Origin of the sequence: Nonomuraea sp. NPDC048916, from assembly GCF_040649575.1 — a bacterium.
Classification (GTDB): Bacteria; Actinomycetota; Actinomycetes; order Streptosporangiales; family Streptosporangiaceae; genus Nonomuraea.
This window is the reverse complement of the sequence record NZ_JBEZFS010000017.1, coordinates 1-14,272: the sequence shown is the minus strand read 5'-3', so window position 1 is coordinate 14,272 and position 14,272 is coordinate 1. Positions and strand designations below refer to the sequence as shown.

Sequence of the window (14,272 nt, the reverse complement as noted above, 5' to 3'; positions counted from 1 at the left end):
CGGCCGGTTGGCGTGCGGGTAGTGAGCCGACCGCCCGGGACTCGGCTCGGCCCCGGCGGCCGGGTGGTTCTGGAGCTCAGACGGTCACAGGGCGCCGAGCAGGCCGGACGCCCGTGACTCGCCCCATTCCAGGCGGCCGCGCAGGTCGACGGCGTCGGCGGCGAGCGCGGACACCAGGATGCCGGGGCCGGCCAGCGGGAGCACGGCGACTCCGTCACCGATGACCGCCTGCCGGGCGGCGGTGGCTGAGGTGGCCGATGCCGGGGTGATGAGGGTGGTGCCGACGCAGCGGGCGGTGCCGTAGATCGCCGAGGAGGTGTCGAGGGCCGGGTCGCCGACGACGTGCTCCTGCCTGAGCAGGGGGCGGCCGTCGCAGGTGGCGTCGAAGCGGGCATGGCAGCGGCCCGGACGTTCGCCGTACCGGCCGAACACGATCTCCTCGCGCCAGAGCACGCGCGCGTCCGCCGCCAGGGTCAGCCGTACGGTCAGGCGGTGCGAACAGCCGGCGGCGAGGACCGTCGGCTCGGGCGTGAAGCGGAGCGAGGCCCCCGCGCCGACCCGGGCGGTGATCAGCATGTGGGATGAGCCCCGGCCGGGGAGCACCAGCGTGCTCGCCACGGAAGCGACCTCCAGGCTGGTGCCCGGGGCCACGTCGAGGTCGAGTTCGAGGTGGTCGCCGCCGAGCGGGCCCGCCGCGGTCGAGACGAGGTGCACGGTCCGCGCGCCCGTCTGGCGGAACGTCAGCGGAGGCGCCGAGGCCAGCCGGCTGATCACCGTACGACCGTCGGCCAGGCGGGTCGCGACGGCGGCGCGTGCGCGCATCGCGCGGTGCGCGCCGGGCAGGGCGTCACTCGGCCGCATGGTCAGGCCACGTGAGCGGGCCGCTGGGGCCAGGCGCGCGCCTGGCCGGACACCCAGGCGGCCACCTCCGCCACTGCGGGCTCCCGCCTGATCGAGGTGAACATGACCGGCCGGCCGCCGCGCACGGCGGCCGCGTCCCGGGCCATCACCCCAAGGTCGGCGCCGACCATCGGGGCCAGATCGGTCTTGTTGACGATCAGCAGGTCGGCCGTGGTGACGCCGGGACCGCCCTTGCGGGGCACCTTGTCGCCGCCGGACACGTCGAGGACGAAGATCTGCCGGTCGGCCAGGCCGCGGCTGAACGTCGCCGTCAGGTTGTCTCCGCCGCTCTCCACGATCACCAGGTCGAGCGGGCCGAAGCGGTGTTCCAGGGTCTCCACGGCGTCGAGGTTTGCGGCGATGTCGTCGCGGATCGCCGTGTGGGGGCAGCAGCCGGTCTCGACGGCCAGGATGCGTTCCTCGTCGAGCACCCCGGCCGCGCGCAGGAAGTCGGCGTCCTCGGTGGTGTAGATGTCGTTGGTCACCACGCCGAGCCGCATCGACGGGCCGAGTACCCGGCACAGCGCCGCCACCAGCGCCGTCTTGCCGCTGCCCACCGGCCCGCCGACTCCCAGCCGCAGAGCCCGGCCGATCTCGCCGGGAACCTCGTGGTGATCGTCGTGGCGGGCGCCCATGGTGGAGTCCTTTCCTTAGGAGACGAACAGCCTGACTTCGGCCGCCGCGTGCCGCTCGGCCAGGAGGTCGAGTGCGGGGGCCGAATGGGCGGGCAGATCCGCCCAACGCCGGCCGGTGGCGGCCGTTCCATGCGGGGTGGGTGCGAGGCCGGTGACCGGATCGGCGGTCATCTCGGTCAGGTCGGGGCCGAGGTCGGCGAGCAGCCGGTGGACCTCCACCGGATCGAGGCCGAGGAGCCGCGCCGCCGCCGTGGCCGGGCCCGTGACGGCGTGGTAGGCCGCCGCCAGGGCCGCCTCCCCGGGCGAGGCTCCCGCCGCGTACGCCGCCGTCCCGAGCGCGACGGGGTGATGCGGATCGGGTACGGCCCGCGCCAGGAAGTCGAACGCGGGAGAGGGCCAGATCCGGCGCGCCACCCGGAGCAGCAACCGGCCCTGGGTCCTGGAGGCGGCGCGCTGGGCCGGTGACGCGGTTCTGGCGTCGGCCTCGGCGTCGAGCCCGGCCCACGCCGCTTGTGCTCCTCCCGGCTCGCCGAGCCCGGCCCACGCCGCCTGCGGTCCTCCCTGCTCGTCGAGCGGTGCGGAGGCCGTACGGGAGGCATGGACGCAGGCCGCGGCGGCGAGGGCGGCGGCGACGCGGCCCGACGTGCGCAGGCGGCCCCTGAGGAAGCCCGAGAGTGACGGGAGGTCGTGGACGGCGCCGCAGCCGACGGCCTGCTCGGCGCCGCCCGAGTGGGCGTGCCCCCCGGCGGGGAGCCGGGAGTCGGTGAGGAGGAGCAGCGCGGGGTTCATCAGAACAGGAAGTAGCGCTGCGTCATGGGCAGGGCGGCGGCCGGGGCGGGCTCGACGAGGTCGCCGTCGATGCGTACCTGGAAGGTGTCCGGGGCGACCTCGATCCGGGGGAGCGCGTCGTTGAGCGGCATCGCCTGCTTGCCGCGCCCGCGCACGTCGGTCACGGGGACCAGGCGGCGGCGCACCGCGAGGCGGCCGGCGAGCCCCTCGTCCAGCGCGAGCGGGGAGACGAAGTGCAGCGACGTGGACGCCGCCGTCACGGGGGCGGCGCCGAACATGGGACGCGACAGCACCGGCTGCGGGGTGGGGATGGAGGCGTTGGCGTCGCCCATCTGGGCCCAGGCCACCACACCGCCCTTGAGCACCAGCGCCGGCTTGACCCCGAAGAACGCCGGATCCCACAGCACCAGGTCGGCGAGCTTGCCCCGCTCCACCGACCCGACCTCGGCGTCCAGGCCGTGGGCGACGGCGGGGCAGATCGTGTACTTGGCGACGTAGCGGCGGGCTCGCAGGTTGTCGGCCGGCCCGCCGAGATCGCCGCGGCGGCCCTTCATGACGTGGGCCGTCTGCCAGGTGCGGATGACGGTCTCGCCGATGCGGCCCATCGCCTGCGAGTCGGAGCCGATCATGGAGATGGCGCCCAGGTCGTGGAGTACGTCCTCGGCCGCCATCGTGGTGGGCCTGATGCGCGACTCGGCGAACGCCAGGTCCTCGGGGATCGACGGGTTGAGATGGTGGCAGACCATCAGCATGTCGAGGTGCTCGTCGAGAGTGTTGACGGTGTAGGGCCTGGTGGGGTTGGTGGAGGAGGGAAGCACGTTGTCGTGGGACGCCACCTGGATGATGTCGGGAGCGTGCCCGCCTCCGGCGCCCTCGGTGTGGTAGGCGTGGATCATGCGGTCGCCGATGGCGGCCAGCGTCGACTCCACGAACCCGGCCTCGTTCAGGGTGTCGGTGTGGATCGTCACCTGCACCCCGGTCGCGTCGGCCACGGTCAGGCACGCGTCGATGGCGGCGGGCGTGGTGCCCCAGTCCTCGTGCAGCTTGAACCCGGACGCGCCCGCCCTGAGCTGCTCCATCAACCCCTCGGAGCTGACCGTGTTGCCCTTGCCGAGCAGCGCGAAGTTGAGCGGGTAGGAGTCGAGCGACTCCAGCATCCTGGCCAGATACCAGGTGCCGGTGACCGTGGTCGCCTTGGTGCCCTCGACGGGTCCGGTGCCGCCGCCGACGACCGTGGTGACGCCCGCGCCGATCGCCTCGTCGAGCAGCTGGGGGCAGATGAGGTGCACGTGGGAGTCGACCGCGCCGGCGGTGAGGATCTTGCCGTTGCCGCTGAGGATCTCGGTGGACGGCCCGATGACGATGTCGACGCCCTCCATGGTGTCGGGGTTGCCGGCCTTGCCGATGGCGCTGATCCGGCCGCCGGCGACGCCCACGTCGGCCTTGACCACGCCCCAGTGGTCGAGGATCACCACGCCGGTGATGACCAGGTCGGCCGCGCCCTCGGCACGGGTGGCGCGGGCCTGGCCCATGGACTCGCGGATCACCTTGCCGCCGCCGAACACCGCCTCGTCGCCCGCGCCCGCGGGTCCCATCGCCAGGTCCTCGGTGACCTCGATGAACAGGTCGGTGTCGGCCAGCCTGATCCGGTCGCCCGTGGTGGGCCCGTACAGCGCCGCGTAGCGGGCGCGGGAGATGTCAGCCATCGAGGGGACCCGCCCATTCCGGTCGCAGGCCGGGCACCACGCGGCGCCCGGAGATGGGCACGAGCGTCACGTCGCGCTCCACGCCCGGCTCGAACCTGATCGCGGTGCCGGCCGGCACGTCGAGCCGCATCCCCCAGGCGGCGCCGCGGTCGAACTCCAGCCCCGGGTTGGCGGCGGCGAAGTGGTAGTGGGAGCCGACCTGGACGGGCCGGTCGGCGGTGTTGACGACCCGGACCGTCACCCGCTCGCGTCCCGGGTTGAGCGGGATGGCGCCTTCGGGGTGGATGTACTCGCCGGGGATCACGGGATGGGCCTGTGTACGGTGACGAGCTTCGTGCCGTCGGGAAACGTGGCCTCGATCTGCACGGTGTCGAGCATCTCGGGCACGCCTTCCATGACGTCGGCCCGGGCCAGCACGGCTCGCCCGGCCTCCATCAACTCGGCCACGGTCCGGCCGTCCCTGGCCCCCTCCATCAGGAACGACGCGATGACCGCGGTGGCCTCGGGGTGGTTGAGCCGCAGGCCCCTGGCCTGACGCTCGCGCGCGACCCCGGCGGCGACGTGGATGAGCAGGCGTTCCTGCTCGTGTGGGGTTAGCCGCATGGCCGGACCCTAGGAAGCGGCCGTTTCGGGGGTGTTGCCGGGGGATGTCGTGTTGGTTTCCGGTGCGGGGGGCACACGTGTGGCTGTGGCCGATCAGCCACCGGCCGAACCTGGAGTCCTTACTTCTGGGAACACGTGATAGGGGAACCGCTTGCCTGGACTCAGGTAGCAGGAACCGTTCGACCCACATAAGTCAGCCCAGAGTCCACTGCCGCGCAGCCTGTACGATCTCCTCCAAGTGGCCGCTGTGGGCGCCGTGCCAGTAGACCTGACCGCAGGCCCGGCACTGCCCGTAGACGTCGAAGTTGCGCCGGGTGCCCGCCTCCAGCAGCGGCTCCACCTCGTGCTTGGCGGCCGGGATCAGCAGGCCGTTGCAGGCCGTGCACCTGGTCCAGGGGCGCAGCGGAGGGGAGAAGCGTTCGAGCAGGTCGCGCAGCTGGTCCTGCGGGCGGGAGCCGCGCACGTAGGCCCCCAGCCACAGGGCGCGGCGGCGCAGCAGGCCGCGGTCCTGGGTGAGCAGCACCCGGTGCTCCTCGTTGGCCTGCACGACGAGGGCCGGGTCGTCCATGTCGTTGTGGTAGGCCGCGTCGAGGCCGAGCAGCCGCAGCCGCCGTGACAGCGTGCCCAGGTGCACGTCGAGCAGGAAGCGGGGCTCGTCGGGCAGTTGCTGCGGTCGCGGCACCGCGCCCACCTCCACGACGTCGCCCGCGACCGGCAGGTAGGACGGGTCGACGCCCCGGTCGCCGATGGTCAGCGGGCCGACCTCCGTCAGCGGGATGCCGATCGACTCCACGTGGTGGCCCAGCGTCGAGGTGCGGTCGGGCGTCACCCGCTGCCACTCCTGCCGGCGACTGACGGGCAGGAACATGAGCAGCTCTGGGGCGATGCGAAGATGTGCGTCCCGTTCGGTCACGATGTCCATTCTGCGCGATCGGATGATGTGGTTTCTCAGGCCCGAAGCTGCCAGATGTGCCATGCGTCCAGCAGCTTGAAACCCATCGTCTCGTTGATGGCCAGCATGTGCGTGTTGGACGTGGCGTTCCACGTGATGATCCGCTCGACCTGCGGCTCCCGCTCGCGCATGCGGATCAGGTTGGCCAGCTTGAGCAGCAGGCCGAGCCGGTGGCCGCGGTGCGGGCGCAGCACGGCGGTGTCGGCCTGGCTGGCCCAGCCGTCGGTGCGGTCGGCGTCGACGAACAGGCGCGTGAAGCCGGCGGGCGCGCCGTCGGAGACGCGTCTGGCGATCGCGGTGTAGTAGTTGCACCCGCTCGACACGATCAACTCCTCTTGCGCCCGGACGCGCTCGACGTCGTAGACCGCGTCCTCCATCTCCTCGCCGAGCGGAGCGTCGTTCATACCGCCCATCAGCACGGCCAGGTCGGCGAGCTGCTCGGGTCCGGCGGGGCCGGTCCACAGCTCCAGCTCGTAGCCCTGCGGCCGGGGCAGCATGCGGCGGAACCGGTGCCAGTCCACCTCGCCCAGTTCGAGGGTGCGGCGAGCCTCCGTGAGCGACACGGTGAAGCCATGTGCCCTCGCGAAGCGCGCACCCGTGCCCACGGCGGGTGTCTCGGCCAGCAGCAGCCGCCTGCCGCCGGCGCGCAGCCGGTCGCGCGCCGCGCCGAGCAGCGCGCTCCCGAGGCCCCTGCCGCGCCGGTCGGGGCGGACGAACAGCGGGTCCAGCCAGCCCAGATGCGTGTTGTCGAGCGTGGGCAGGCTGAGCCGGTATCCGGCCACGACCTCGTCGCCGTCGTGCTCGACGTGGGATTGCACCTGCCACGCCCGCCGTTCCTGGGTGAACATCAGGCGGAAGCGGCGTGCCGACATGACGGGGCCGGGCTGGTCGGCGACCGCCTGGACGTAGGCCGCGTGCAGGTGGCCGAGGGTCTCGTCGTCGATCGTCTTCATGGGGTCAGGCAAGCGCATCCCGGCCGGGCCCGGCCACCGGATTTACTGCCCGTAGTCCTCGACCTCGCTGACCGGCCGGGGCGCCGCGTTGTCGGGGTCCTCGCCGGCCCCGCGGCGGGCCCGGCGCTGTCGCAGCAGGTCCCAGCACTGGTCGAGCGCCACCTCGAGCTCCTTGACCCGTGCGTTCTCCTCATCGGAGGTGACCTCACCCGCGGAGAGCCTGCCACGGAGCTCGTGCTCCTCATCAACGAGGGCGCTGATCTTGCTGAGAATCTCGTTGTCCCGCATGCCCAAGACTCTAATGACTTCGTGATAGAACACGCCCTATGTCTGGTATCGCGCTGGTAAGAAAGCCCGGGCCCCACATCGCGGACGGCCTCGTCACCTACGTCCAGCGCGAGCCCGTCGACCCCGGCCTGGCCGCGCGGCAGCACGACGCCTACGTGGCCGCCCTCGCCGGCGCGGGATGGCGGCCGGTGTACGCCGAACCGGCCGACGACCTGCCCGACGCCCCCTTCGTCGAGGACACCGTCGTGGTCTCCGGGCGGCTGGCCGTACTGACCAGGCCCGGAGCGAAGGAGCGGCGGCCCGAGGTGGCATCGGTGGCCTCGGTGGTGCGGATGCTGGGCTTGAGAGTCGTGCGGATCAGCGGCTCGGGGACCCTCGACGGCGGCGACGTGCTCCAGGTGGGGTCCACCGTGTACGCCGGGAGATCGGCGCGGACCAACGACGAGGCCATCTCCCAGCTGGCCGCGCTGCTCCCCGAACGCAGGGTCGTGCCCGTCGACCTGGAGGGCGTGCTGCACCTGAAGTCGGCCGTCACCGCGCTGCCCGACGGCACGCTCATCGGCCACGCCGCGCACGTGAAACTGCCCCACCTGCTGGAGCCCGCCGAGGAGGCCGGGGCGCACGTGGTGACGCTCGGCGGGGACCATGTCCTGATGGCGGCCTCCGCTCCGCGCACCGCCGCCGCGCTGGAGGAACGCGGGCTCAGCGTGACCATGGTGGACATCTCGGAGTTCGAGAAGCTGGAAGGCTGCGTCACCTGCCTTTCGGTCCTCATCTGATAGGTCCTCATCTGATAGGCCCTCATCGGATAGGTCCTCTTCGGAGCCGGGTGCGGTGGATCCGGTTGTGAGGGTTCCGGTTGTGATGGATCCGGATCGTCCACCGCGGGTCGTCTGGTAGCGTGCAAAGCATGCTGCGCGTGCTGCTTCTTAGCTGCCGCGGCGGGGGCCACTGAGGCCGGCTCCCTCGCCGCGGAGCCCGTCATGCGCGTCGGCCGCTTTCATCGACCGACGAGGAGCCCGAGCCCGTGACCGTTCAGCAACCCAGCCCCATGCCCTACCAGCGCTATCAGGCGTTCGAGCCGATCCGGCTGACCGACCGCACCTGGCCCGACCAGGTCATCACCAAGGCCCCGCGCTGGTGCGCGGTGGACCTGCGTGACGGCAACCAGGCGCTGATCGACCCGATGGACTCCCACCGCAAGCTGCAGATGTTCGAGCTGCTGGTGCGGATGGGCTACAAGGAGATCGAGGTGGGCTTCCCGGCCGCCTCGCAGACCGACTTCGACTTCGTCCGGCAGATCATCGAAGAGGACCGCATCCCCGGCGACGTGGTCATCCAGGTGCTGACCCAGGCCAGACCCGAGCTGATCGAGCGGACCTTCGAGTCGATCCAGGGTGCCGGGCAGGCGATCGTCCACCTCTACAACTCAACCTCCACCCTGCAACGCCGCGTGGTGTTCGGCCAGGACAAGGAGGGCATCACCGCCATTGCGGTTGAGGGCGCCAAACTGGTCAAGAAGCTCGCCGACGCCAGCGACGTGGACGTACGGTTCCAGTATTCTCCCGAGTCGTTCACCGGCACCGAGCTGGAGTACGCCGTCGAGGTGTGCGACGCGGTCAACGACGTGTGGCAGCCCACGCCCGAGCGCAAGGTCATCGTCAACCTGCCGGCCACGGTCGAGATGGCCACGCCCAACATCTACGCCGACCAGATCGAGTGGATGCACCGCAACCTCAAGCACCGCGACTCGATCATCTTGTCGCTGCACCCGCACAACGACCGCGGCAGCGCCGTCGCCGCCGCCGAGCTGGGCTACATGGCCGGGGCCGACCGCATCGAGGGCTGCCTGTTCGGCAACGGCGAGCGCACCGGCAACGTCTGCCTGGTCACGCTCGGCATGAACCTGTTCTCCCAGGGCGTCGACCCCGAGATCGACTTCAGTGACATCGACGAGATCCGCCGCGTCACCGAATACTGCACCCAACTGCCCGTGCACCCGCGCCACCCGTGGGGCGGCGAGCTGGTCTACACCGCCTTCTCCGGCTCCCACCAGGACGCCATCAAGAAGGGCTTCGAGCACCTGGAGCGCGACGCCCACGAGGCCGGCGTGCCGGTCGACGACTTCACCTGGGCCGTCCCCTACCTGCCGATCGACCCGAAGGACATCGGCCGCACCTACGAGGCGGTCATCCGGGTCAACAGCCAGTCGGGCAAGGGCGGGGTCGCCTACATCATGAAGTCCGACCACCAGCTCGACCTGCCGCGCCGGCTGCAGATCGAGTTCTCGAAGGTGGTGCAGGCCCACACCGACGCCGAGGGCGGCGAGATCAGCCCGGCCACCATGTTCGCCATCTTCCAGGACGAGTACCTGCCCAACCCGGCCAACCGCTGGGGCCGGCTGAGCCTGATGGCGCACCGCCACCAGTCCACGGTCGACGAGAAGGACCGCATCAACGCCGACGTGCGCCTCGACGGTGAGATCCGCGAGGTCGAGGGCGTCGGCAACGGCCCGATCTCGGCGTTCATCGACGCCATCTCCAGGGTCGGCTTCCAGGTGCGGGTGCTCGACTACGTGGAGCACGCGATGAGCGCGGGCAGCGATGCCAAGGCGGCCTCCTACCTGGAGTGCGACATCAACGGCCGGGTGCTCTGGGGTGTGGGCATCGACGCCAACACGACCACGGCCTCACTCAAGGCCATCATCTCCGCGATCAACCGCGTGTCCCGCTGACCGTACCCGAGCCCCTCGAATGAGGGGCTCGGGGTTTTTACGCGCCGGGGGTGCAGTCGTACAGCTCGCCGTAGCGCTTCTGAGCGATGCGCATGAGCTCGATCATGTCCTTGATCGCGTCTCGCCCTTTGGCAATTTGAGGGAGAGAAATGTCGATCAATCGCTCTCTGTCGCCACAGCGGAACTTCGCGCTTACTTGGTATGGCTGATCGGCCGATGGGGGATTGGGTAGATGCGCTGCCATGCCGTCACCGAGGTCGGCAGGGAGCGCGACTCCGCCATACGTGCTGTAGACCTTACGCCTGTCATTCATAAGGAAATCCAGATGCTCACGAGGCATCCCTCGGCCTTCCTGCATCCACCACACCTCCAGAGACCGGATGGCCTCATCAGGAGCCCGGCAGTCGCCATTCCTCTCATTACCGTCGGTTTTCTCGACGAGAGGTCCGGTCACGCCAGTGACGAGGCGAAACGCGTGGTCGGGGATGAACGTGCAGACGTATGGTGCGGAATCCACGACCGGCTGGGTAACCGGAGTCGGTGTGGAGACGATATCAGTCTCCGGGGTGCAGGCTGCGCCAAGCAACGCGAGAGCAGTCAGAGCGACAGGAAGACGAGCGTGTCTCATTTGCCACCTCCGGGAGAGGAGGAGGGAACGGCAAGGCCGAGATAGTCGTTCACATCACTGGTCGTGCGGAAAGTATTTCTGTACGAGCAGGCCGCTACTTCCTCCGGCTTTTCGGGTCCACTCAAGGAACTTACTGTATTCTTGCGGACTCATCTCGATGAAGGGTTTGATCGTCGGCGGAGTTCTGGCTGTGAATGACTGCTTTTCCAGGTCCAGCCCGTCGAGCAGGCCTTTGTTCAGCAAGGTCGTGGTGAGCATCTGCTCCGCCAGCCTCTCCACCGCCAGCAGGTTGTCCGCCAGCGTCCCGTGTGTCTCGTCCAGGCGCCGCCCGTGTGCGGACATCTGCTGGGCGACCTGTTTGGCGAGCTCGTCATACGTGGCCCCGGCGACCCTGTCGTACTGCTTGCTGACCAGGTCGCCGAAGGCTCCGGCGGCCAGCTCGCTCGCCTGTTTGGCCCCCGGTACGGGGAGTAGCCCTATCGCGTCGCGCACCATGGCCTTCAGTGACTCGTCCGCCTTCTTGTCGTCCAGCCCCTGGGCGATCAGCACCTGGCGGCGGATCTCCACGATGTGGGCAAAGGGAGAGGCCTCCTCCTTGGTCCGGTCTTCCAGGAAATGCAGGATGTCGTCCCTGGTGACCCGTCCATCTTCATCGAGGTCGAAGCGCTTGACGTCGGACTTTGTGAAACCGAGCCGCTCGGCGTTGGAGGCGTTGAGGCCGACCGGGGGAACGGTGTCGAGCGCGGCTCGCATGTGTTCGGTCTGCGCCCTCACGAGCGCCTCGAACCCGGCGTCGTGGGAGGTGGCCAGCGCCAGCGCGTAGGACATGTCCTGGGCCGCGACCTTGCCGAAGGTCGCATGGTTCAGGAGGAGCCGGGAGAGCTGGTCGATGTTGGCGGAGATCGCGCGGGCAACGGGGTAGCTCAGGGGCGCGAGACGATCGAATGTTTCTCGGTCCCTGATCTCCAGGTTGCCGTCGTCGGCTTTGCCGAAGGCGCCGCGCACTTCGTCGGCGACGATCTTGGTCAGCTCGGCGGCCAGCTTCTGAGAGGTGGCGTCCTGGCCGGTGGTGGCCGTCACCAGCAGGTCGTTCAACGGCGCGTAGTCGTCCAGGTACCGGGAAGCGCCCCACCGGGTAGTCAGCAGATGGTCCAGCACGGACGCCTTCCACCCGGCCGGGGTGTGGTCCAGCAGGGCGTGGGACGCCTCCCGGCTGGACCTTGCTGCGTGGAACAGGTCGTCCACTACCGATGATCTGCCCTTCGTGCCTGGGACACCGGCTTGCGTCTCCGGCCTCAGCAAGGTGCCGAGGCCGAGTGCTCCGGCCAGGTCGATGATGGGGATTTGGGCGTTCGCGAAGGTGCGGCCCAGCGGGTCCTTGCTCGCCGCCCATTCGTCCTTCCGCTGCTCGTACTCGTAGACGATCACGTCGCGCCCGACGGCCTCCATGAACTCCTTCGAGTACGGTGTCTTCCCGTCGTGGGCACGCCAGATGAGCGCCTGGGCCTGGTAGCCCGAGTAGGTCGTGTCGCCGGCCTTGTGCTCGGCCCGGCCCTCCTTCATCAGGTCCTTGAGGAAGTCGGTGCCCAGGTAGGCGGGATCCTTCGGGTTGGTTCCATTGGCCAGGGCGGTGGCCAGCATGCTGAGGATCTTCTGGCCTGAGGCGGAGAACCGGCCCGCGCGATCGGAGTTCTCACGGTTCACGGCGGTGCGCAACTGCGCGGCGAGTGAGCCGGGCAGCCGCGTCACGCCACGGGTGCCCAGCGTGCCCAGGAACGCCTTGACGAACTCGGTGTCCCCGGTCCGTGACGCGTACTTTTCCAGCTCCGCCAGCGCTCTGGCGTCACCGTCCGCGGCATTCAGCGCGGCGCGACCCGCCAGTGTCCCGTCCAGTAGTCCTTTGGCGGCCTCCAGCCTGTCGGGCATCTCCAGGAAGCTCCCGGCAGGTGTGCTCCTCCCGAAGGTGACCTTCTGCCGCTGCAGCTCGTGGACCAGTCGTTGCCGTCGTCGCAGGTCCTCGGCCTGCGTGGTGACCCGTCCGGCCAGCTCCCGCAGCCGTCCGGCCGGAGAGGTGTCGAGCCCGGCCCTCTGCAGCTCGCCGTGGAGGGCCCGCGCCAGCGCCTCCAGCCGTGTGGCGGTCTGCGTGTGCTCGTCCGCCATGGTGTCGAATTCGGGCTGCTTGACCCCACTGAATTCGGTCATGGCCTGTCCGGAAGTGACGCCAGCTTCTGACTGGCGCTATGTACGGCCAGCGTGAGCAGGTCGCGCAGCTCCCGCTGGTCGGCGTGGACCTGGGTGTCGAACCGGACGCCCGCCGGCCCCACCCACGCGTCGTTCTCCATCAAGCGGCAGGAGGGATCAAGCGCCCACCAGTGCTCGTCCGACAGCCGCTGGATCCGCTCCGCCACGGCCCGCATCGCCTCGCGATCGACGTTAGCCACGATGATTCCTCGCATGGCTCGCTGCACAAGAACCAGATCAGGAGGCGGCGTCCCCCACGGGCTCACACGGTATGCAACGTCAACAAACAAGCTGAAACTCGGTGAAAGTATAGGGCGCGCTTTGAGTTTGTTAGCATCAGTCTGTTTTGTCCGACTGTGAGCATGACTTCGGTTTCCTTCAATACGGAGGGATGGGGTGTGTGGCGTCGGCATTTCGGCCTGGCAGTGCTGTGATCTTCCGTGGGGGGCGCTGATGCGGCCGGTCTTGTCGAGGGAGAATCGACAGCGACTCATGGATCTTTCCCGCCGGGAATGAAACCCGGCGCATGCTCGTATCGCCACAGAAGCGTTCGCGATCCGAGTTCTTGACGCCCTGAGCTACAGCGGCACCCCAGCCATCCCTCGGGAACGAGGCGCCCTTCCCCGGGAAGAACGCCTCCGGGTGGGGCTGAGCGCACAACCCGTCGTCAAGCAACTCCCGTGGACGCGGCCGGCCGTCGTGTGGCTCAACGACACCTGAGGAAAAAGGAGTGACCCCGTGATCGAATGTGATCCCGGGGCCACTCATGTAACGATTTCTTCAGGAATGCGGAGACGAAACCGGCAGGCAAGGCCGTCGTCTTCCGCTGAATTCAGCGAGCGAATTCAGCTTGGCCGACACCTGAGGTAATCTCCTCGGCCTTGTTAGTGCTAGGGGCACCACGGGGCTTTCGTGGCGTAAAGGGTGATCGATGTGACCGTGGAGCCTATGGAGAAACTTTGAAAATCGCAGAACTCGCGATGGCCGTCTGGCCATGCCGGGTAGGTAACGTAGCCGGACCAGCCTCCGGCAGAGAACTTGCTGGCGCTTCTGCCGATCGAGTAGGTGCCGCTACAGTTTCTGCTCCAAGTGCCACCGCTGCTGTAGTTGAGAACCGCATAGGTTGACTGGCATCCCATGGTCCCGACACCTCCGGATGTCGCGGATGCCGGCATCGGCGCGAGGAGCATAGCGGTGGCCATCCCCATGGTCGCGAGCCCAGCCTTCACTTTCCTGCCGTTTGGGTGCTTCACTAGCGACTCCCCTGCTTGTGGCAGTTTGTCCGTTTGTGAGTCGGCTAGACCAACTCAATGGACATTCTTTCCCGCTTGCTTTGGTGGTAGATGCACCATCATTGACGATTCGTGAAATGTGCAGCTGTGGATTGGTGCCCTTGCGGGGAGTTCGTGTCACGTTTCGTAGCGTTCCGTGGCGCATTGTAGTGCTATGCGGCGCAGCGTGACAAGCTGGTTTTCGCTATGGCGCGAGCGGTAACGACTGCTTCCCGTGCCCTGCAGTAAGGCTTGATTGCATTTTCGCAGAGGAATGGGATCTGCCCGTCGCGGTGGCGGAAACGACACTTATATCGATTTCGTTGTCGAACGTCGCATTCAGCGGGTTGCTCTAATGTCTGCGGTGGGATCCGCTCATCTTGTGGCTTCAGGGAAACTCTTCGCGAGGGTCGGCAGGCTTCCCTGTACTACATCGGTAGATCTTTAAGTCGTTCGCCAGCGTGACTGCGGGTGTATCGGTGATGGTCTGCAAGTGACCTTGTGCCTCACCTACGATCTCGTCGTGTCCTGGGATGCCGAACTCGCGACGGTGACCTCGCGGATCGCTGATC

At 68.7% G+C, this 14,272-nt stretch carries 15 protein-coding genes; 2 read left to right on the top strand and 13 right to left on the bottom strand.

The features are described from left to right. Positions 1–84 precede the first annotated feature (84 nt). From AB0C16_RS19640 to AB0C16_RS19600, 9 genes are all read right to left on the bottom strand, one after another. Entirely contained in the window at positions 85–861 is a 777-nt protein-coding gene (locus tag AB0C16_RS19640) for an urease accessory protein UreD (protein WP_357684775.1), read from the bottom strand. Between the two features lie 2 nt (positions 862–863). Then, entirely contained in the window at positions 864–1,535 is a 672-nt protein-coding gene (gene ureG, locus AB0C16_RS19635) for an urease accessory protein UreG (RefSeq protein ID WP_357684773.1), read from the bottom strand. Between the two features lie 15 nt (positions 1,536–1,550). After that, positions 1,551–2,324: an urease accessory UreF family protein gene (locus tag AB0C16_RS19630; protein WP_357684771.1), complete on the bottom strand. Its 774-nt coding sequence runs from the start codon at positions 2,322–2,324 to the stop codon at positions 1,551–1,553. Next, entirely contained in the window at positions 2,324–4,030 is a 1,707-nt protein-coding gene (locus tag AB0C16_RS19625; RefSeq protein ID WP_357684769.1) for an urease subunit alpha, read from the bottom strand. The genes AB0C16_RS19630 and AB0C16_RS19625 overlap by 1 nt, the downstream gene beginning before the upstream one ends. Further along, positions 4,023–4,334: an urease subunit beta gene (locus AB0C16_RS19620; RefSeq protein WP_357684767.1), complete on the bottom strand. Its 312-nt coding sequence runs from the start codon at positions 4,332–4,334 to the stop codon at positions 4,023–4,025. The genes AB0C16_RS19625 and AB0C16_RS19620 overlap by 8 nt, the downstream gene beginning before the upstream one ends. Further along, positions 4,331–4,633 (bottom strand): urease subunit gamma, encoded by a 303-nt coding sequence (locus AB0C16_RS19615; protein WP_357684765.1) that lies wholly within the window; start codon positions 4,631–4,633, stop codon positions 4,331–4,333. Before AB0C16_RS19615 ends, AB0C16_RS19620 begins: the two co-directional genes overlap by 4 nt. 193 nt (positions 4,634–4,826) lie before the next feature. Further along, positions 4,827–5,555, bottom strand: a complete 729-nt coding sequence (locus tag AB0C16_RS19610) for a Mut7-C RNAse domain-containing protein (protein WP_357684763.1) — start codon at positions 5,553–5,555, stop codon at positions 4,827–4,829. A gap of 26 nt (positions 5,556–5,581) precedes the next feature. After that, complete coding sequence (locus tag AB0C16_RS19605; protein ID WP_357684761.1) at positions 5,582–6,538, bottom strand: GNAT family N-acetyltransferase; 957 nt, start codon at positions 6,536–6,538, stop codon at positions 5,582–5,584. A 42-nt stretch (positions 6,539–6,580) separates the two neighbouring features. Further along, on the bottom strand, positions 6,581–6,826 hold the full coding sequence (locus AB0C16_RS19600) for a DUF2630 family protein (RefSeq protein ID WP_357684759.1): 246 nt from the start codon (positions 6,824–6,826) through the stop codon (positions 6,581–6,583). Positions 6,827–6,864: 38 nt separating this feature from the next. On the opposite strand from AB0C16_RS19600, the gene ddaH reads away from it, so the two are divergent. Continuing rightward, on the top strand, positions 6,865–7,605 hold the full coding sequence (ddaH, locus tag AB0C16_RS19595; RefSeq protein ID WP_357684757.1) for a dimethylargininase: 741 nt from the start codon (positions 6,865–6,867) through the stop codon (positions 7,603–7,605). Positions 7,606–7,877: 272 nt separating this feature from the next. Then, positions 7,878–9,560 (top strand): 2-isopropylmalate synthase, encoded by a 1,683-nt coding sequence (gene leuA, locus AB0C16_RS19590; protein ID WP_357685252.1) that lies wholly within the window; start codon positions 7,878–7,880, stop codon positions 9,558–9,560. Positions 9,561–9,597: 37 nt separating this feature from the next. Here the strand turns inward: leuA and AB0C16_RS19585 are convergent, their stop codons facing one another. The 4 genes from AB0C16_RS19585 to AB0C16_RS19570 all read right to left on the bottom strand — a co-directional run. Beyond that, entirely contained in the window at positions 9,598–10,077 is a 480-nt protein-coding gene (locus tag AB0C16_RS19585; RefSeq protein WP_357684755.1) for a hypothetical protein, read from the bottom strand. A 165-nt stretch (positions 10,078–10,242) separates the two neighbouring features. Next, the gene (locus AB0C16_RS19580) at positions 10,243–12,390 is read right to left on the bottom strand and encodes a hypothetical protein (protein ID WP_357684753.1); all 2,148 of its coding nucleotides are present in this window, start codon (positions 12,388–12,390) and stop codon (positions 10,243–10,245) included. Then, entirely contained in the window at positions 12,387–12,629 is a 243-nt protein-coding gene (locus tag AB0C16_RS19575; RefSeq protein ID WP_357684751.1) for a hypothetical protein, read from the bottom strand. Before AB0C16_RS19575 ends, AB0C16_RS19580 begins: the two co-directional genes overlap by 4 nt. A 1,459-nt stretch (positions 12,630–14,088) precedes the next feature. Then, a partial coding sequence (locus tag AB0C16_RS19570) for a hypothetical protein (RefSeq protein WP_357684749.1) occupies positions 14,089–14,272 on the bottom strand: 184 nt, incomplete at its 5' end.